Raw genomic sequence first — 15,821 nt, forward strand, 5'->3', positions numbered from 1 at the left:
CGCTTCCACACCACGGCTCACAGTCCAGGCGACGATATCCGCTGGGTGTCGCGGTCCGGCAACAGGGCGGTGACCGGACGTTCCCGTTGGCAACGCAGGGATGTGACACCACTGGCCTCCCCCGTAAGCTGCTGCCTCAGAGCGGACGATCACACCGGTCGTGTCATACGACCGGCGTGACCGGTGCGCCGGTTCGATCCGCAAACGAGGAGCCACGGGGGCTGGCCCTGCGGCGTTGTGAGAGGAAGCGGCTTCATGCCCAAAGACCTTGACATTACATATCAGGACATGCGGGATGCCGCCAAGCATGTCGTGAAGGAGAAGGAAAAGCTCCAGGAGAAGCTCGACGGCCTCCGCAAGTACATCGCGAACCTGGTCGAGTCGGGCTACGTCACGAAGTCCTCCTCCAAGGCCTTCGACGACAACTTCGACGAGTTCACCCGCGGCGCCAAGGACACCCTCGACGGCCTCGACGGCATGGGCGACTACCTCACGATGGCGGCCGACAAGTTCGAGCAGATCGACGACGAGCTGGCCAAGCAGGCGCGGAGCAAGTGACTCCTTGCCGATAGGCATGCGTGTTGTCGCTCGGAGCGGCCCTCGGAGCCCTGTTCCGAGGGCCGTCCTTCGCGGACTCCGCGGAAGTCGGAGGGCCGCAGCGATCGCCGTATCCGAAGGGAAACGTGCACGTGGACGTCTGGCAGCCGGACTCCGGGGAAACGTTGCTCGCACGCGCGCCCGCCCCCTTCGCGACTGGTGCGGCGCCACAGGTACGGGGAATGAGCTGGTTCCGTGACACGGAGCGCAACGACATCCAGCACGAGCTTCCGGGGTGGCCGGAGGGCCCGTCCTTCACTCCTCGGTCGATGGGTAACACCGTCGCACACCGCTTGCTGAGAGGTGCCGCAAAGGTCACCGAGGTGACCGTCATAGCGGCCCGCGGCGCTGCGGGGGCAACGTCGCTACGCCCCCTCGGCTCCCGACTCCGGTACGGACACACCCGGCGACCCCGCCAACGAGGTCGATGACTTTCCCGTCAACTCACTTCTGCTTTCGGAGTCACCGAAACAAGCCTCGTCCTTGTTTCTCAGACCTGGTCGCCCAGAGGATCGTGGAACGAGAGCGTCTGGAGAATGGCCGACATCAGGCGGTAGATCTCGGTCCAATGGTCCATGGACGGTGTGTTGAGGGTGAACACCGCGGTGTACGGGCCTGTGGGAAAGGGGACGTGCACCTGGATCTGGCCGGTGAGGAGCTTCGTCTCGTTGGAGTCGTTCGTGGTTTCCGGATCGAGAGGGTACTCACGCAGGGTGATGCAGGAGATCGCCGGGCCGCAGGGAAGGTCGACCCAGATGGCGTCGTTGTAGGGGTCGCCGGACAGAGTCGCGAGGATGCCCTGAGCGACCACGTCGGTGTCGGTCTCGGACTGGCCGGTCGGGATGATTCCCAGGGTAAAGGCGCAGTGAGCGACACCCTCGGAGGGTTCGTACCGCATCCCCTCGTCGGCATCCGCGGTCGTGTCGGTGTCGGCCGTGGAGAACAAGCCCACGGCGGCGTAGGAAAGGCCTGTGGACGCCATCAGTTCGCCCATGGCCGCGTAGTGGGGGGCAGCGGATTGCCAGATGCTCTCGTCACCACGGGAGTACAGCTCCCGTACCAATGCCGATGCGCGTTCGACGCGCCCCTCCCAAGTGGCGTCCAGGGGGAGGGCGAAGAATCCCTCCGGGGCAACGAACCAGAGGGGTGGAAGGCCGTCCCCTCGCCGTGCGGCCTGCGGAATGGATATGTCAGACGTCATAAGTGATTCGTGCCGTTCTCGTCCGGTGTGAGGCTCGCAGTTTGTAATCCTGTCAGGTGAGGAAGTCGTCCGGGTGATATTCCGTCAGGCTGAGTTCGGTGCCGTCGGCGTCCATGACGGTGTTCAGGCCTGAGTGCCCGAAAAAGGCGTGAACCGTGCTGGGGGCGAATACCTCGACGCGGAAGCAGCCGCATGTGTTCTGCTTGACGAGCGGGGCCTGGGCGTCTGGTGCCTGTGCTGAAGCGAACCGCTCCGCGGTTTCCCGCTGAGCGGTTGTCAGGGAGTCCAGGGGAATGAAATCAAGCGGCTCGAGAAGGTAGCGAGTCAGCCTCTCTCGTTTCACGCTGCTCAATCTGACCCACGAGTCGTCCGTGAAGAGGATCTTCACGTCGTTGCCGACCTTGAAGTCACGCAGTTCCACACTCTTGATGCCGGACCGCGCAACTTCCCACAAGGGTTCGTCGTCGATGAGGGTGTCGTCTCCCTTGACGTACGGGAAGCCGACGATCACCATGCGGCGGTCCGTGACGACCGCGTGCGTGCGGTAGTGATCAGGAGAGGTCCGGCCCGGATCCAACTGCCACGGCAAGGTCCGAGCCGTGGTGCCCGGGGCGGCCCAGACGACCGGGAAGTCCTCGACCTCGTCCGCACGGTCGTGAGAGATGTCGGCACCCGTCTTCCCGGACGGCCCTCCGACGCTCCCCCCTTGGGAGGACAGCGCTCCCCACGCCACGGTCATCGCGGCGATCGCCGTGCCCTTGAGCGTGTTCAGTGCGGTCGCCTTGGCCGCCGACCGCTCCGTGTACGTCGGTCCCTCCGGCCAGTCGGGCAGTTGCCCTTGAATGTCGTTGCGCTCTGTGTCGCGAAACCAACGTTTTCCTCTGACCCGCATGGCCGCGCCGGAGGCGAACACCACGGGCGCGCGAGCGAGGAGAGTCTCCCCCTGAGGGGGTAGCCAGAGGGTCATCGCCGTCGTTCCTTCTCCATAGGGGACATAGGGGTGATGTGCTCCCGGGGAATCAGTCGGTCACATGCCCGTAGATCTTCGGAGCGACCTTGAGACCGGCGTCCAACGCCATTCCGGCAGCACTGAAGGAATCCAGATTCACACCCGGTATCAGGTTCGCGCCCTTCGTCCCGATCAACTGGCCCGGGTGGTAGCCGGCGTAGGACAGGCCGCCCATGCGCGACATCAGACCGCTGGTCGAGTGCGCGACCTCGAAGACCTCGTCGGAGAACCCGCCGATCTTCACCAGGCCCGCCTTGCCCAGGCCGCCTGTGATATTGGCGGATTCCTTTCCGAAGGAAAGCAGCACACGTGCTCTACCGATTTCGGTGGCCTTGAATCCTTTGCCCAGCCGACTCGCGGTAGAGGCCGCCTTGGCCGCGCCGACGACCTTCGCTCCTTTGCCGAGCATGCCGATGCCGGGCAGCAACCCCACGGCGTCCAAGCCGATTTGTCCCCAGCCCACGTCGGCACCGGCCGCCTTCGCTACGCCGTGAGTCGCCAGCGACAACCCGGCGCCGATGAGTGCGGCCGTTCCGAAGATCGCCGAGAGAGGAGGGAAGGGAAGGGTCACGATGGCCAGCATGCCGAGCACTGCCGTGATGTCGCTCATCACGTCACCGATCGCCTTGATCAGATCCGCGTGCTCCTTGAGCCAGTCGCCGGTGGCGTCCCAGGCGTCGGCGATGCCCTTGCCGAGTTTGTCCCAGAAGCCGGGCTCGTTGGGGGCGATGTCGGCGGCCTTGTCCAGCTCCTTGCCGATGCTGCGGGCCGCTTCCCTGAAGCGTTCCTCCAGGTCGTGGACCTTCTGGATGACTCCGTCGACCGCGCTGGACGCCTCGCCGAGTTCCTTGCTGCCCTTGCCTTCGGCCTTCGCCTCGGCGTCGGCTTTCGCGTCGAGCTTGTCGCCGGCCGACTTCTCCAGCCGGTTCGCCTCGTCCTGGAACTCCTTCAGCTCGTTGGACCAGCGGTGCAACGCGCGCGAGGCCTTGTCGAAGGACTCGAAGCTCTTGCGGATGAGCGGGGTGACGTCCTCGCCGATGTACTCGGTGAACGCGATCGCGGTCTTGCCCTTCCAGGCGCCGCATTCGATGCGCTCGAGTTCTCTCACCGCGGTGCCCAGGTCACTGGCCAGACCACCGAGCTTCTTGGCGATGTCGCGGGTGTCCTCGACATCTCCAGGGGTGGGGTCCCAGCCTATGTTCGGGAACGCGGGACGCGTACCGGCCACGTCTACTTCCCCTTCTTGGCCTTGGCGGCCTTGAGGGACTCGGCCAGCTCCAGGTCGAGATCGCTGAACGTGTCGCCGATGTGGTTGATCATCTTCACGGCGCCCTGTGTGTGCTTGCCCAGCTGCTTGATCCCGTAGCCCCACTCATCCGCGAAGTCCTGGACGTCGTCGATGAGTTTCGGTTCACCGACCGCCGAGGCGTCGGTGCCGCGCAACGTCCGGCGTGTGGCTTCCATGCGGTCGCTGATGGTGGAGAACGTCTCCTTCAGATGCTGGAAGATGGTGTCGTCGAGTGTCAGGTCGCTCATGCGGCGGTCGAGTCCCTCCGGGCGTTGGGGGCAAGCTCACTGACCGTATCGATCGGGCGCACGATTTCGCCACCGCGAACTGGTCAAGTGCTGCCACACCGCGGGCCCAGGTCAGACCTCGTACTCGAACGGCCTTCTCTGGCCTCGGTCCCAAGGAGGTTCTCGGACAGGCTGCCCACTCGCCGCTACGCGCCCTGCGCCACAGGTCAATGCGCCGTCCCCGGAAGCCGGAGCGTCCGCGCGAAGTCGTCCAATGCCTCCATCGCCGCGGCGATCACTTCCGGATCGTCGTGGTGCCCCCGAAGGCAGACGTCGGGGACTCCGGGCGGGGTGTGCCAGTGGTACGTCACCGAGGTCATCATGATGGAGCTGTCCGCCGGATAGGAGCGGGTGACCCGGATGCCGTCCTCGCCCAGATGCGGGGAGGCGAACGGAATACTGCCGGTTCGTTGCTGCCACTCGGGGATTTCCGGGTGCGGCACAGTGAATGCGGTGAATCCCTCACAAGAGGCAGTGTCATGAGCCTCGCAGTGGATGCGGGTGGCGTGCATCACCAGCGGCATGTAGGTCAGCGGCACAGGGTGATAGATGAACGCCTCGTCGGCCTCTAGCTTGTCCCGGAGCGTGACGATCGTCTGTTCGTAGAAGCTCTTGTGGAATCGGCGGAGTTTGCGGGTGAGTTCGATCTGGTGGATCGTGGCCAGGCCGGTCAGGTGCAGATCCAGCCATTCCTTGAAATTCTTCTTGTCGATATGGAGGTGGAGATAGCCCCAGAGGCCCGGGTCGGCATCCGTATCGATGTGGAGAGGAGCGCCGAGGTCGGTGCTCCAAAGGGGGCCTTCGGACATGATCGGTCTCTTTCCTCGGAGGGCACAGCAGAAACGGAACCTTTAGGCGTAGCTCCAGCGGAAGGTGCCCATCACGGCATCGAACAACTCCACGAGGATGTCATAGAAGGTGGGGTCCGAGCCTGGGGCGATCAGGGCGCTGAACGAGAAGGTGAGGTACTGGTCGGGGGCGCTGTATGGAACCGGAACGAAGTACTCCACCCGACGGTGAGCGACGTCGACTCCCTCAGACGTGTCGGCGGGTACATCCCGCTCGGAGCGGAGGGCGGCGGTGCCGTCGAGTTCTCGCGTCTCGGCGCCCGGAGTCACGGAGGCGAGCGCGGCCAGGACCGCTTCCGGGCCGCTGTGGGGTCTGACCCGCGGAATCTCGATCGGTTCAGAGGCCACGATCGAGACCGGCAGCGCGACGCCATGAAGGCGTTCAGTGGGGAGGTAGAGGGTCATTCCTCCCTTGGCTCTGGCCCGGCGGACGACCTTCTTCATCTCCTGGGTGAGCTTCAGCCGCGCCTTCGGAATGTCGTCCTTGGGGAAGCTGACGGGCAGTTGTGCGACGGCCTTGCGGACGATGCGGTCCATCGCCTCCTCGGTTCCCGTGTGTAGTGGAATCACATCCCAGCCGGGTGGTGGTACCAGGTTGAAACCGTTCGGAGGCCGCCAGTGCTCAGGGGTTGACATGGCGTCCCCGCTTCACTTCCACGGCATAGGTAACGCCTACGAAGAGAGACCACCCCAAGGCGGCGATCATGCCCGGCCAGAAACCGAAGAACAGCGCGGGCAAGAAGAATCCGCCGCCCATGGCGAGATCCCGGGTGAGGTAGGGTGGACGGTCCGCGTATCGTGGGTACTTCGCGAAGACCCAGACGTAATGCATGAGGCAGCCGATGATCCCAGCCTCATAGACACGGAGTACGTCATCCATCAGTGGCTTCGGCACCAGGATCATGATTCCCAACACCGGCAGGAACAGCGGCATTCCGATGATCAACGTCAGCCGGAGCCGCCGGTTGGGGCCGGTGCCAAGACCGGTGCGGGCGGCCTCGGACTCGACAATGCGTCGCGCCGAGTTCAGGTCCATGGTCATTCCTTACCAGTGGGTGTCGGGGGCGGGTTTCAGGGTGTTGTCCTTCCAGTCCGAGTACGCCGCGTTGTACGGCTTCTCACCGGTTCCGAACTCCTTGTCGGTGACGGTTGTCAGGTCGCTCTTTCCTAGCGCCTTGTCCATGACGTCCATCCCCATGCCGGTCCAGGCGATGCCGAGGCCCACCTGATAGGACCTGTACGCCTTGTCCGCCGCAGCCCCCGCGGCCGCCGGGAAGGCGGCCTTGTTCGCCTGCAGCATCTTCGCCATGCCGGCCATCTCCTTGTCGCCGAGGTGTACCAGCGTCGACAAAGGGCTGACCCTCAGCGGATTCTTGACGACCAGGCCGACGTTCTGGGAGATGGACTTGCGCATCGCGTTACGGGCCGCTCCGAGGGCCTGCCGCCCCGGTCCTTGCGGCAATTTGGTCATCATCCGCCCCGTGTCGTCCAGGATGCCCTTGACGCCCCTGAGTCCGCGGCTCAGGCCGGCTGTTCGGGCGGTCTGAGCGGCGCCCACGGTCGCCTTGGCGCCGCTGGCAAGCTTCGCGGCAGCCCCGAGTCCGCCCACCACGAGCAGCCCACCCACGACGTCGAAGATGACATCCGTCCAGGTGGCATCGCCGGATGCCACGAGCAGGAGTCTGAGTCCGATCGTGAGCACCGCGATGCCGAGGACGACGAAATTCAAGAAGGGAATGGCGAGAGCCACGAAACCGGCCACCGTCGCGACCCACCCCAGGATATCGATGAAGGCCTTGATCAGGTCTGCGTGGTCATGGACCCAGCCCTTGACGTCGTCCCACCACGAGTCCTCGATCACGTCGTCGATCTCGTCGCGGATCTTGCCCGCGTAGTGGTTGGCCCGGGCGTCCCGGTCGCCGGTAACGGTGTGCAGCCGAGTGCGGTACGACTGCAGGGGGTCGTCGATGGGACTGGTGCCGCTGGGCGGCGTCTGCGGAACGTCCGTGTCCTCTGAGCCGGACTTCTTGGCCTTGTCGGCCTCGACCTCCTCCTGCTTCGCCTTGGCCTCGCGCAGGATCTTGTCGGCGTCGCCCTGGAAGTCCTCCAGCTCGTTCGACCACTTGGTGAGGTGGCCGTGCACACGCTCGTATCGGCCGGCTACCTCCCGCATGTGCTTCTCCAGCGTGGAGGACTCGTCGCGCAGGGTCTTTACGTACTTGCCCTTAAGGGTTTCGTCGTCGCCGATCGCCTTGAGGTTCTTGGCCTGGTCACGGAGCTTCTCGGCTACCGAGATCATGTGCTTGACCTCGGCACGGATCTCCTCTGGATCCCCGGGCACGGGATCGGCTTCGCACAGCGGCTGCCAGTCCACCGGGCGGCGCTTGGAAGTCGGTGTCATGGCGTCACTTCTTCTGCTTCTTCTTGTTCGCCTCGGCCAACTGCTTGTCGAGGTCCTCGAACGCCTTCTTGCTTCCGGCCACGAGCGTGCCGACCGATTCGATGGACTCGATGAGCCTGGTGCGGTAGTCGTCCCAGTTGTCGACGAAGTCCTCCATGGCCCCTGCGACGGCACCGGACCCCCAGTGCTCCTTCATGTCGTCCCGGCGGTTCTTGATGTCCTTGAAGGTCGTTCTTAGCTGGCCGAGCTTGCGCTCGCAGTCTGCGAGGAACTCAAAGTCGACCGTCAGGTCCGGGTCGCTCACGCAGCTTCCTTCCCCCGTGCTTGATCATTCTGCGGCGTGCGCCGTGAGGCAAAGTTTTGGTCAAGAGGTCAGACGCTACTGGGGGAGTTATCAGTTTCGCCAGAGCGAACTGCTTCGCAACCTGGTCTAATTGTGACGTACGGCGCACGCGTGTCTTGACCGTGTCGTGATTGGTGAAGGCTCAGGACACTGAGGCGCGTCGTTGTTCAGGCCCCGGAGACGCTCGGGGAATGCCGATCGCGGGCGTTGTGCACGCGAGGCAGTCGCATCAGGTGCTTGTGGACCTCGCTGTGTGATTCGTCGGTGATGACGGTCAGCCACGACCCGTCCGAGAACACGACGCGGAGCCTGTCACTGGGATGGACACCGAGGAGCGGATCCTCCACCCGGGCCTCCGACGCCGGAATCTCGGCAACGACGACCATGCGCTCCGTCTGCCGGACGGACACCCGCTTGGGAGGAGCGGCCAACACGATGTGCTCCGGCGTCAGTACGAGCAGGCGCTTGTGATGCGAGGAGTGTCCGTACCAGCTCAGCAGGAACTGTCCGGCCGCCGCCGTCCAGTCCCCGTCGAAGAGCTGATCCAGGGCGTGGGCCTTGATGGCCTTCTTCCGCTCCTCGTCGTCCCGAGCCCGGGCCCGGGACCTGGCGCGCTCCTTGGAGCTCAGGAGCCACTCCGCCAGGTCCTCCAGCGAAGCGAGCAACGCCAGGAGCGCCGCGGAGGGCCAGAGGAGGGCCACCAGCGCGACGCCCAGCGTGCCGAGCGGCCGGATGAACGCGGGGCGTACGGGTGCTCCGCCCGCAGCTTCGTGCACGTCCGCGGGCGGACCAGGCACCCTGCTGATCCGGCACCAGGCGGCGCAGTCGGCCTCAAGGCCGAGTCGTGTCTTCGCGACCTTGGCGAGTCCTGTGGTCCTCATCAGCGATTGACTGCCTGGATTTCCTGGACGGTGACGGCCTGTCCGTTCTCGAAGGTGCCGTCGGGCAGGTCGCCGCCCGCACCGCCGGTGCCGGTCCAGGCGATCTCCCAGGTGATGGTGGCCTGGAGGTCGAAGGTGCCGTCTCCGGAGGAGCGGAGGTACTTGATGCCGCAGGGTGGGGTCCGGTCGGCGTTGCCCTTGGCGTAGGGCTCGCCGATGGAGCCGTCGTCGTTGATCGTGCACTCGCCGGAGGCCGGGTAGGTCTCGGCATCCGGAGTGCCCGGCTCCAGCTTGAGGGACACCGGCTTGGCGGTGGTCGTGGCCGTGAGGGCGAAGCCGGGGGCGTTGATGGCGGCCGTGGCCTGGACCTCGTGGAAGTCGGCCTTGTCGAGCCAGGCCCAGGTCGGCAGGTTCACCTTCGTGGTCTGGGCGGGGGCGAGGGTGACCTCGGTGCCGGGCAGCTCCATGTGCTGGTACGCGAGGGCGGCGAGAACCTCCGGAGTGATGGCCTCCTCGTACTGGGGCGGCGGGGCCTCGCCGTTGTCGACCCAGAACGGGAGGTCGGTGCAGGAGTTCCGCTTGAGGAAGTCGGGCTCGTCGGGATTCTCGACACCGGCCCAGAACATGCCCTCGCCGTCCTTGGCGACGTTGTAGTCCTTGTAACCGGGGGTGTCCGTCCAGCCGTACTCGTCCTCGTAGTGCGCCTTCGTCTGGCCGATCGCCGCGGCGGGGGTCCCGGTCATGCCGGGTGCGCTCGCGGCCTCCTCTATCTCGGCGGACATCTTCTTCTTGAAGTCCTTGGCACCGAGATAGGGGGCGTACCAGCAGGGTGGGGGAGTCCAGTTGACGTCGGCGGACGTCACGTTTCCCTTGCTGCCGTCGGGGGCGACGGATCCTGAGTACTCGATGCGTACGGCGGCGTAGATGCCGGAACCTTTGCGGCCCCCGTCCTCTTTGGTGCCGGCGCCCTGGTCGTTCCCGGTCGGTTCCGCGGCGTGGACCGGCGCACCGATTACGACGGTGCCGAAGGCCAGTATCAGTGCTGCTGTACCGGCGCCCAATGTCGTACGCACTACCCCCTTCACTGGCACTGCTTCGCCTTCGTCTCGACGAACACCTTGGAGGCCTGCCAGAGGTGTTCTGCCGTGGGGTACTTGACCATGATGATTTCGAAGTGGTCGAAGTCGGCGATGCTGGGCTCGCTCTTGAGGACCTTCCCGGTCTTGACCTCTTTCCCGTAGAACTTGCTGGAGTCCACGCAGAACGCGACCTCCACCGAGTTGCCGTTGGAGGCGGATCGAGTGGCGACGTCGTAGTGACGTCGGGTGCCGGTCGAAGTCCATCCGCCGTCGATGCGACTGTTGATCTGCGTCTCGGCGTAGTGCAGACCACCGCCGGTGGCGTATGCGGCCACGGCGGCGTCCTTGGCCGTTCGCTTGTCGACGCCCCGATAGATCGCGCGGATGAAGTTCGCCGCATCCTCCATGGCGGCCGCTTCATTTTTGTCCTTCGGCGTCTCCCAGTCGAAGACCAGGTTCATGTCCTTGGGGAGAGACACGTCGACGCCGTCCGGCTTGTCCTCCGCCGGCGCCGCCGAGGGCTCGGCTGTCTCGCTCGGGGTCGCAGACCCCTGGTCCGCTCCCGCGATCTTGTCGTTGTCGCTGGGCTTGTCGTCCCCGCCTCCGCAGGCCGTCAGCAGCAAGGCGGCTGAGGCGGCGAGCGCGGCAGCAACGGGCAAAGAGCGGCGCTTCACAGTGGACTCCCCGTGAGACAGAAGTGAGGTCAAGGCTACTGACGGTATCTGCGTGCTTCCCGGTTTCGCCAGAGTGAACTGCCTCGGGAATCGCTACGGTGTTCCGGACACGCGAGGGGCTAGCGAGGGGCGAGGAGTCACGTGGCGGACGTCATATCCCGGGGCAGGACGGCCAGGTCCGACCTGGTGCGGTGGCTGGCGTTCAGCCTGCTGTGCGCCGGGGGTTCGCTGGGACTGGCCTGGCTGGGGCCCGTCGTGCCGCTTCCGGCCGTGGTGCGTGGGGTGGGCGGCCTGTTCGCCATTCTGATCCTTCCGCTGGCGTCGCTCCTGGTTCCGGTACTCCTGCTGCGCCGCGTGCCGCGCAAGAAGCGAAAAGTGGCGTGGCAGTTGATCGTGCCCCTGATCGCCGGAGTGGCCCTGGGCATTTTCGGCACGGGCGCCGGGGACTCGGTCGCCTTGGCGGACCGGGGTGTGTCGGGCGACGTCGTGGTCGTCAGCGCGGACTACAGCAGTACCAACCACTGCGAACTGCGCACCGTAGACGGACGGGATGTCTCGCCCTCGCTCTCGGAGAGCGACGGGTGCTGGGACTCGACGTCGAAGGGCGACGAGCTGCAGGTGCGGTACGACCCCGAAGGTGTCGCGAGTCCCGACGACGGACACACCAGCTCCAACGGCGTGCTCCTGGCGACGCTCTTCGGGGCGGCCGTCGTGATGGGCACCTGGGGCGCCGTGCGGCAGAGCAGGTGGGATCGGGCGTATGACGGAGCGTGAGCGGTTGAGGGACGCGGTGACGGATAGCAACCGTCGGTTCCGACTGCGCGACGGCGTCGGACTCGTGCTGCTCGTCGCGGTCGGAGCGGCGGTGCTCGTCGGCGCGTTCGGAGGGATGAGGTGGGCCGTTCGCGAGAGCGCGCCCGTGCTCTACGGCCTGCCCGGGGGGTCGTGGGGCATCGGGGTCGCCCTCGGGCTGGTCACCCTCCTCGGGTGGGGCGGCGCCCTGTCAAGGAGGCTCGAGAGCTCCACCGCGAACGGCTCCGGAAAGGCGTCGGGGAGGGTTCTGCGCAGAGTTGCCCGGGGTGCGTGCGCTGCGGCTGCCGTCGTGCCGGTCTTCTTCCTGATCAGCGGGTTGCGGGGAAAGAACTGCCGGTCCTATGAGACGGGTTGCGCGTACGTCCCCGGCACCGGCTCCGCGCTCTTCGTGTACATCGGTTGCGTGGCCGTCGTGGGATGGCTCACCTACCGCCGACGCCGTGCCGTGCTCGAGGAGCGCCGTGCGCGCGAACGTGAACGCCTGCGGAAGCTGCGCAGGAAGGGCAAGGGGAAGAGCCGCGCCGCCCGCCGCTAGCGGTGGGTACGCTCTGTCGGCCCCACCTCACGCGAAGGCCTCCTTCGATATCTCCACTGTCCGGAAGCTCACCCACCGCCCCAGCCACTCCCACCGCACCGCGCACACGAAGAGCAAGAACGGCGCCGGCACCCCCACCACCGCGACCGCCCACCCCGGCAGCACCCAGCCCAGCTGGGACACGCACAGGCAGCAGGCGAGGAGGGCGGCGCCCGTGCGGGCGAAGGTGAGGGCCGTGGCGGTCGCCGTACGACGCGGGGCAGGCGACGGCTGCAAGGGGGCCGCGACGAAGTAGCCGAGGGCCGCGCCCACGTGCAGCCCCCAGAGGATGCCGCCCGGCAGGATGAGGGCGGGAGCGCCCGCGGCCGGGAGAGGGAAGCCGAGTCCATAAGCCAGGCCCACGACGGCACCCCCCAGAACGCTCGTGAGGACGACGAGGCCCGTCACATGGCCCCGCACCTGCCCGCCCAGGTTCTCCTCAGGCCGCCGCACTGTACGGAAGGCCGCCCCCGAGAGCGTCGCATACACCGGTGTGCCGATCACCAGTCCGATCGCCGCTCCGAACACGCCACCGCTCTTGCCTGGACCGTCGGGCGCGGGGAACAGCCCTTCCGCCTGCCAGGCCGCCGGGGCCAGGAGCAGGACGAAGAGCCAGTAGCCGGCCAGGAGGACCCAGCCCGCGCCGATCCGCGCCCCACGCCTTCGCGCCACCGGTGTCTGCAGCAGCCCTGTCACCGGCAGCGCGATCAAGGCCCAGGCGAAGATGAGGGCCTCGCCGGTCCGGTCCCGTTCCTCGGCCTTCGCCAGGGCCCACTCGAACAGCTCGGGCCGGGACACCGTAAGTAGCACCGTCAGGGCGAGGGCGATCACGCTTCCGGTGACACCGGCCGCGATGCGCAACCGGAGGTCTCTCATGATCCCGACCCGGCCGCCAGCTTGCCGTTCTGCGCCTTCACCACCGTCGGCGACAGCTTCGCGTCGCTGGGCCTGCCGTTGGCGATCGCCATGCCGTCGACCGAGAAGTAGACGGCGAGGACGTCGCCGGTGCGGACGACCTCGCCGTGCAGGACGTGCGGGACACCACGGAAGGTCATCGTGGACGTGAAGCCGAGCGACTCGTCACCGGCCGGGGCGACCTTCTCCGCCGTGACGGAGTCGTACGGGCTCTCGTTGCCGTTCGCCTTGGCCGTGAAGCCGTCCCCGCACGCGTCCACGGCCGTCCGCGCGTCGGCGAAGGTGGACTGAGCCTTCCCCGGGGCATAGGACGCCAGAGTGACGTAGGTGAAGGTGACGCCCTTCGTCAGCTGTGTCGGCGCGTCCGTCGGGCCGGAGGTCAGCCGGGTGAGATCGGCCTCGGGGGTGCCGAGGGGCAGTTGGTTCATGGCGTACGCGAGGGGTGCGCAGACGGGCTTGTCGACGGTCACCTCGTCCGTCGACTTGGCGAAGGCGTACTCGTCGTCCGGCTCCTCCACCTCGAAGCCGTTGGTGTCGGACTTCGTGACGACCGTCGCAGCCAGGTGTTCGGCGGGGGTGGGCGCCTCGGCCGTGGAGGCGGACGTCGATGAGCCTGCCTTCGGTTCGTCGGTCGCCGCGTCCGGGTCCGAGCTGCCTCCGCACGCGGTGAGCGCGGCGACGGACAGCAGGGCCAGGACGGCGAGGGCTGTGGACGTGGGGCGGTTCACGGGTACTCCGTTGCTCCGTAGGCGGGGGCGGGTCAGTGGGTGTCGTCGAGCAGTGCGCGCAGCTGCGGGGAGAGTTCCGGAACCCGCGCGCCCGCCGCCTGTGCCGCCTCCAGCTCCTTGACGTACTTGAGGGCCTGCTCGCGCAACTCCTCCTTCTCGCGGCCCTGGCGATGGCCTGCCAGCCAGATCCAGATGGCCACGGGTACGAGGAGGAGGGCCGCGTATCCGACCCCAGTGCCCACGGTGACGGCCCAGGTCACGCCGCCCGCGCCGGCGAGGACCAGGAGGCAGCCCACCTCGTCGTGCCAGCCGCCCGCGTCCGCCGTGTGCTCGTAGTGCGACACGGCCCAGGGCTTCGGCGGGACGGGGACAGGGGCGGGGGCGGGCACGGTGGGCGAGGGCGAGGGCGAGGGCGAGGGTGAGGGCGAGGATGCCGTCTCCGTCTCCGCGTGGGCCTCCGGTGCCGGCTCCACCGGCGGGTACGTCGGGATCGGGGCCGCGCCCTTTCCGCCTCCACCGTTCGTCCGGCCCTCCAGCCATGGCGGTATGTGCGCAAGAGGGATGCCGTGGGCGCGGGCGACGCCGAGGACCTCGCGGTAGCCGGCCAAGGGGCCGTTGCGCAGTGCGCGCTTCCATTGGGCTCGCGCGTGTACGAGCAGAGCCGCGCCGACGACGGTCAGGCCGCCTGCGGCACCCAGTACGGCGAACAGGTGGGCGTCAAGCGCCGGGGACAGCGGGATCCCGAACGGTAGGAACATGCCCGCCATCAGCGTCAGCAGTCCCAGATAGGCCGCCGGTCGGCGCTGTTCAGTCTCCAGGGACTTGCGGCGTTCGGTCAGCAGCGCCGTCACGGCCGCGTCGTCGGTGTAGTCGACGCCGTAGCGCGTGCCGATGTCCCGCGCGGCCTCCCGAACCCGGGCGTCGGCTCTCAACGCCGCCCCGCTCACCGGAAGTAGCCCCATCCGTATCCCCCGCTCCCGCTGCGTATGCGTACCGTCACTGATCCGGACGAAAATCATGGCACGGGCGGTCGGGGCTCTCGTGAGTGAATCGTGCAGGGGTCATGGGTGCACCGTGACGAACCGCATGCGGAAGGCGTCCGGCCCTGGCCGTCTTTGATTCGCGCGAGCACAGTGGGAGAGGCCGCTCCAGGGGCCGTGCTCAAGGGGGTTCCGTGAGCGCGAAGTTGCAGATGAGTAACGGTGGACGGGGTGCGCGGGCGGGGGAGGGCATGCCTTGAGGGGCTTATGTGCGGCTGATACGGTGCGATGGCTTGACACTCGCCTTACTGCTGGCTATTCGCCCAGCTCGGGCGGGTGCGTACGGGGATGCCCCGGGACGCCATCGGTCGGGCGGTCACGGGTGAAGTGTCCGAAATTGCAGACGATTCTGCGTACTTGGGCGATCGGTGCCCGAGTAAGTACGTGGCAGGCAATTTTCTTGGTTGTACGGGGAGCGGTTGCGTGAAGATCCAGGAGCGTACGGGGGCGGGCGCGGGACGTTCCGCGGCTCCGGCTCAGCCGTCGGTCGGTGACCGGCTTCCCAGCCCTCCTCGCGAGCGCAAACCGGCGCTGGCCGCGCTGGCGGTGCTGCTGATCCTGCTGGGCGCGCTCGGCGCGACGATGCTGGTGCTGCAGGTCGGTGACCGGATCGAGGCGATCCAGGTGACGGCGGACATCAAGCCCGGTGAGTCCATCACCAAGGACAACATCAAGGTCGTCATGGTCAACGACGACTCCGGCGCCCACTTCGTGCCGTGGGACCAGCGCGCGAGCCTGATGAAGCTTCAGGCCAAGTCCACGATCTACAGCGGCACCGTCGTCGTCGGTGAGATGTTCGGTGCCAAGGCGCAGACACCCGAGGGCAAGGCGTCCGTCGGACTGGCTCTCAAGGAGGGCCAGTACTACGCGGGCATCAAGGGCGGTGACACGGTCGCCGCGTACCGGGTCGGTACGAGTGGTTCCAGTGGCTCGGACTCGTCCGACAAGGACGCCTCGTCGTCCTCCTCCGGCAATGGTCTCCTCGCGAACGCCTCGGTGGAGAGCGTCAAGGGGGACAGTGACGCCACCGTGAGCACCGGCAGCAAGTCCATCACCCTCCTCGTCGACGAAGCTGACGCTGCCGCACTCGCGTCGGCCTCGTCCGCCGGCGAGGTCGCCCTCGTGCGCGTTCCCGGCAAGTAG

At 66.9% G+C, this 15,821-nt stretch carries 19 protein-coding genes; 4 read left to right on the forward strand and 15 right to left on the reverse strand.

Translation table 11 applies throughout. The features are described 5' to 3' along the window. The first annotated feature begins 255 nt into the window (after nucleotides 1–255). Nucleotides 256–558, forward strand: coding sequence for a WXG100 family type VII secretion target (locus tag ACFYZ3_RS25695; protein WP_016326975.1), 303 nt, complete (start codon nucleotides 256–258; stop codon nucleotides 556–558). A 529-nt stretch (nucleotides 559–1,087) separates the two neighbouring features. Here ACFYZ3_RS25695 and ACFYZ3_RS25700 read toward each other — a convergent pair. From ACFYZ3_RS25700 to ACFYZ3_RS25755, 12 genes are all read right to left on the reverse strand, one after another. Further along, complete coding sequence (locus ACFYZ3_RS25700) at nucleotides 1,088–1,798, reverse strand: hypothetical protein (RefSeq protein ID WP_388522080.1); 711 nt, start codon at nucleotides 1,796–1,798, stop codon at nucleotides 1,088–1,090. Between the two features lie 52 nt (nucleotides 1,799–1,850). Next, nucleotides 1,851–2,765: a hypothetical protein gene (locus tag ACFYZ3_RS25705; protein WP_388522082.1), complete on the reverse strand. Its 915-nt coding sequence runs from the start codon at nucleotides 2,763–2,765 to the stop codon at nucleotides 1,851–1,853. A 52-nt stretch (nucleotides 2,766–2,817) separates the two neighbouring features. Further along, on the reverse strand, nucleotides 2,818–4,035 hold the full coding sequence (locus tag ACFYZ3_RS25710; protein ID WP_388522084.1) for an enoyl-CoA hydratase/isomerase family protein: 1,218 nt from the start codon (nucleotides 4,033–4,035) through the stop codon (nucleotides 2,818–2,820). A 2-nt stretch (nucleotides 4,036–4,037) separates the two neighbouring features. Then, the gene (locus ACFYZ3_RS25715) at nucleotides 4,038–4,343 is read right to left on the reverse strand and encodes a hypothetical protein (RefSeq protein ID WP_373901298.1); all 306 of its coding nucleotides are present in this window, start codon (nucleotides 4,341–4,343) and stop codon (nucleotides 4,038–4,040) included. A gap of 206 nt (nucleotides 4,344–4,549) precedes the next feature. Then, on the reverse strand, nucleotides 4,550–5,191 hold the full coding sequence (locus ACFYZ3_RS25720; protein WP_388522086.1) for a hypothetical protein: 642 nt from the start codon (nucleotides 5,189–5,191) through the stop codon (nucleotides 4,550–4,552). A 42-nt stretch (nucleotides 5,192–5,233) separates the two neighbouring features. After that, nucleotides 5,234–5,767, reverse strand: coding sequence for a hypothetical protein (locus ACFYZ3_RS25725; protein ID WP_388522089.1), 534 nt, complete (start codon nucleotides 5,765–5,767; stop codon nucleotides 5,234–5,236). Nucleotides 5,768–5,852: 85 nt separating this feature from the next. Then, nucleotides 5,853–6,266: a hypothetical protein gene (locus ACFYZ3_RS25730; RefSeq protein ID WP_388522092.1), complete on the reverse strand. Its 414-nt coding sequence runs from the start codon at nucleotides 6,264–6,266 to the stop codon at nucleotides 5,853–5,855. Nucleotides 6,267–6,275: 9 nt separating this feature from the next. Beyond that, nucleotides 6,276–7,631: a hypothetical protein gene (locus tag ACFYZ3_RS25735; RefSeq protein WP_388522094.1), complete on the reverse strand. Its 1,356-nt coding sequence runs from the start codon at nucleotides 7,629–7,631 to the stop codon at nucleotides 6,276–6,278. Between the two features lie 4 nt (nucleotides 7,632–7,635). Further along, the gene (locus ACFYZ3_RS25740; RefSeq protein WP_388522097.1) at nucleotides 7,636–7,935 is read right to left on the reverse strand and encodes a WXG100 family type VII secretion target; all 300 of its coding nucleotides are present in this window, start codon (nucleotides 7,933–7,935) and stop codon (nucleotides 7,636–7,638) included. Between the two features lie 206 nt (nucleotides 7,936–8,141). Further along, complete coding sequence (locus ACFYZ3_RS25745; RefSeq protein WP_388522100.1) at nucleotides 8,142–8,855, reverse strand: hypothetical protein; 714 nt, start codon at nucleotides 8,853–8,855, stop codon at nucleotides 8,142–8,144. Beyond that, on the reverse strand, nucleotides 8,855–9,940 hold the full coding sequence (locus tag ACFYZ3_RS25750; protein WP_388522103.1) for a hypothetical protein: 1,086 nt from the start codon (nucleotides 9,938–9,940) through the stop codon (nucleotides 8,855–8,857). The genes ACFYZ3_RS25745 and ACFYZ3_RS25750 overlap by 1 nt, the downstream gene beginning before the upstream one ends. Then, the gene (locus ACFYZ3_RS25755) at nucleotides 9,937–10,608 is read right to left on the reverse strand and encodes a hypothetical protein (protein ID WP_388522106.1); all 672 of its coding nucleotides are present in this window, start codon (nucleotides 10,606–10,608) and stop codon (nucleotides 9,937–9,939) included. The genes ACFYZ3_RS25750 and ACFYZ3_RS25755 overlap by 4 nt, the downstream gene beginning before the upstream one ends. Before the next feature lie 141 nt (nucleotides 10,609–10,749). Between ACFYZ3_RS25755 and ACFYZ3_RS25760 the strand changes: the two genes are divergently transcribed. Both ACFYZ3_RS25760 and ACFYZ3_RS25765 read left to right on the forward strand, forming a co-directional pair. Beyond that, on the forward strand, nucleotides 10,750–11,382 hold the full coding sequence (locus ACFYZ3_RS25760) for a hypothetical protein (protein ID WP_388522109.1): 633 nt from the start codon (nucleotides 10,750–10,752) through the stop codon (nucleotides 11,380–11,382). Next, nucleotides 11,369–11,956: a hypothetical protein gene (locus ACFYZ3_RS25765; protein WP_388522111.1), complete on the forward strand. Its 588-nt coding sequence runs from the start codon at nucleotides 11,369–11,371 to the stop codon at nucleotides 11,954–11,956. Before ACFYZ3_RS25760 ends, ACFYZ3_RS25765 begins: the two co-directional genes overlap by 14 nt. A gap of 27 nt (nucleotides 11,957–11,983) precedes the next feature. On the opposite strand, the gene ACFYZ3_RS25770 is transcribed toward ACFYZ3_RS25765, so the two are convergent. The 3 genes from ACFYZ3_RS25770 to ACFYZ3_RS25780 are packed head-to-tail and all read right to left on the reverse strand — an operon-like array spanning nucleotide 11,984 to nucleotide 14,600. Continuing rightward, complete coding sequence (locus ACFYZ3_RS25770; protein WP_388522114.1) at nucleotides 11,984–12,871, reverse strand: hypothetical protein; 888 nt, start codon at nucleotides 12,869–12,871, stop codon at nucleotides 11,984–11,986. Next, nucleotides 12,868–13,638 carry a hypothetical protein gene (locus tag ACFYZ3_RS25775; protein ID WP_388522117.1) on the reverse strand — a complete coding sequence of 257 codons (771 nt, stop codon included), beginning with the start codon at nucleotides 13,636–13,638 and terminating at the stop codon, nucleotides 12,868–12,870. The genes ACFYZ3_RS25770 and ACFYZ3_RS25775 overlap by 4 nt, the downstream gene beginning before the upstream one ends. A gap of 32 nt (nucleotides 13,639–13,670) precedes the next feature. Continuing rightward, a complete protein-coding gene (locus ACFYZ3_RS25780; protein WP_388522120.1) occupies nucleotides 13,671–14,600 on the reverse strand; it encodes a hypothetical protein in 930 nt (309 codons plus the stop codon). 501 nt (nucleotides 14,601–15,101) lie between these two features. Here ACFYZ3_RS25780 and ACFYZ3_RS25785 point away from each other — a divergent pair. After that, nucleotides 15,102–15,821, forward strand: coding sequence for a hypothetical protein (locus ACFYZ3_RS25785; RefSeq protein ID WP_388522122.1), 720 nt, complete (start codon nucleotides 15,102–15,104; stop codon nucleotides 15,819–15,821).

Source organism: Streptomyces sp. NPDC001599, from assembly GCF_042893535.1.
Classification (GTDB): domain Bacteria; phylum Actinomycetota; class Actinomycetes; order Streptomycetales; family Streptomycetaceae; genus Streptomyces.

Bases quoted from the DNA above. Each gene is read 5' to 3' on its own strand.
- ACFYZ3_RS25780 (WP_388522120.1), bottom strand. From the start codon at position 14,600: ATGGGGCTACTTCCGGTGAGCGGGGCGGCGTTGAGAGCCGACGCCCGG.
- ACFYZ3_RS25700 (WP_388522080.1), bottom strand. From the start codon at position 1,798: ATGACGTCTGACATATCCATTCCGCAGGCCGCACGGCGAGGGGACGGC.
- ACFYZ3_RS25720 (WP_388522086.1), bottom strand. From the start codon at position 5,191: ATGTCCGAAGGCCCCCTTTGGAGCACCGACCTCGGCGCTCCTCTCCAC.
- ACFYZ3_RS25725 (WP_388522089.1), bottom strand. From the start codon at position 5,767: ATGGACCGCATCGTCCGCAAGGCCGTCGCACAACTGCCCGTCAGCTTC.
- ACFYZ3_RS25695 (WP_016326975.1), top strand. From the start codon at position 256: ATGCCCAAAGACCTTGACATTACATATCAGGACATGCGGGATGCCGCC.
- ACFYZ3_RS25745 (WP_388522100.1), bottom strand. From the start codon at position 8,855: ATGAGGACCACAGGACTCGCCAAGGTCGCGAAGACACGACTCGGCCTT.
- ACFYZ3_RS25770 (WP_388522114.1), bottom strand. From the start codon at position 12,871: ATGAGAGACCTCCGGTTGCGCATCGCGGCCGGTGTCACCGGAAGCGTG.
- ACFYZ3_RS25765 (WP_388522111.1), top strand. From the start codon at position 11,369: ATGACGGAGCGTGAGCGGTTGAGGGACGCGGTGACGGATAGCAACCGT.
- ACFYZ3_RS25715 (WP_373901298.1), bottom strand. From the start codon at position 4,343: ATGAGCGACCTGACACTCGACGACACCATCTTCCAGCATCTGAAGGAG.
- ACFYZ3_RS25705 (WP_388522082.1), bottom strand. From the start codon at position 2,765: ATGACCCTCTGGCTACCCCCTCAGGGGGAGACTCTCCTCGCTCGCGCG.
- ACFYZ3_RS25730 (WP_388522092.1), bottom strand. From the start codon at position 6,266: ATGGACCTGAACTCGGCGCGACGCATTGTCGAGTCCGAGGCCGCCCGC.
- ACFYZ3_RS25735 (WP_388522094.1), bottom strand. From the start codon at position 7,631: ATGACACCGACTTCCAAGCGCCGCCCGGTGGACTGGCAGCCGCTGTGC.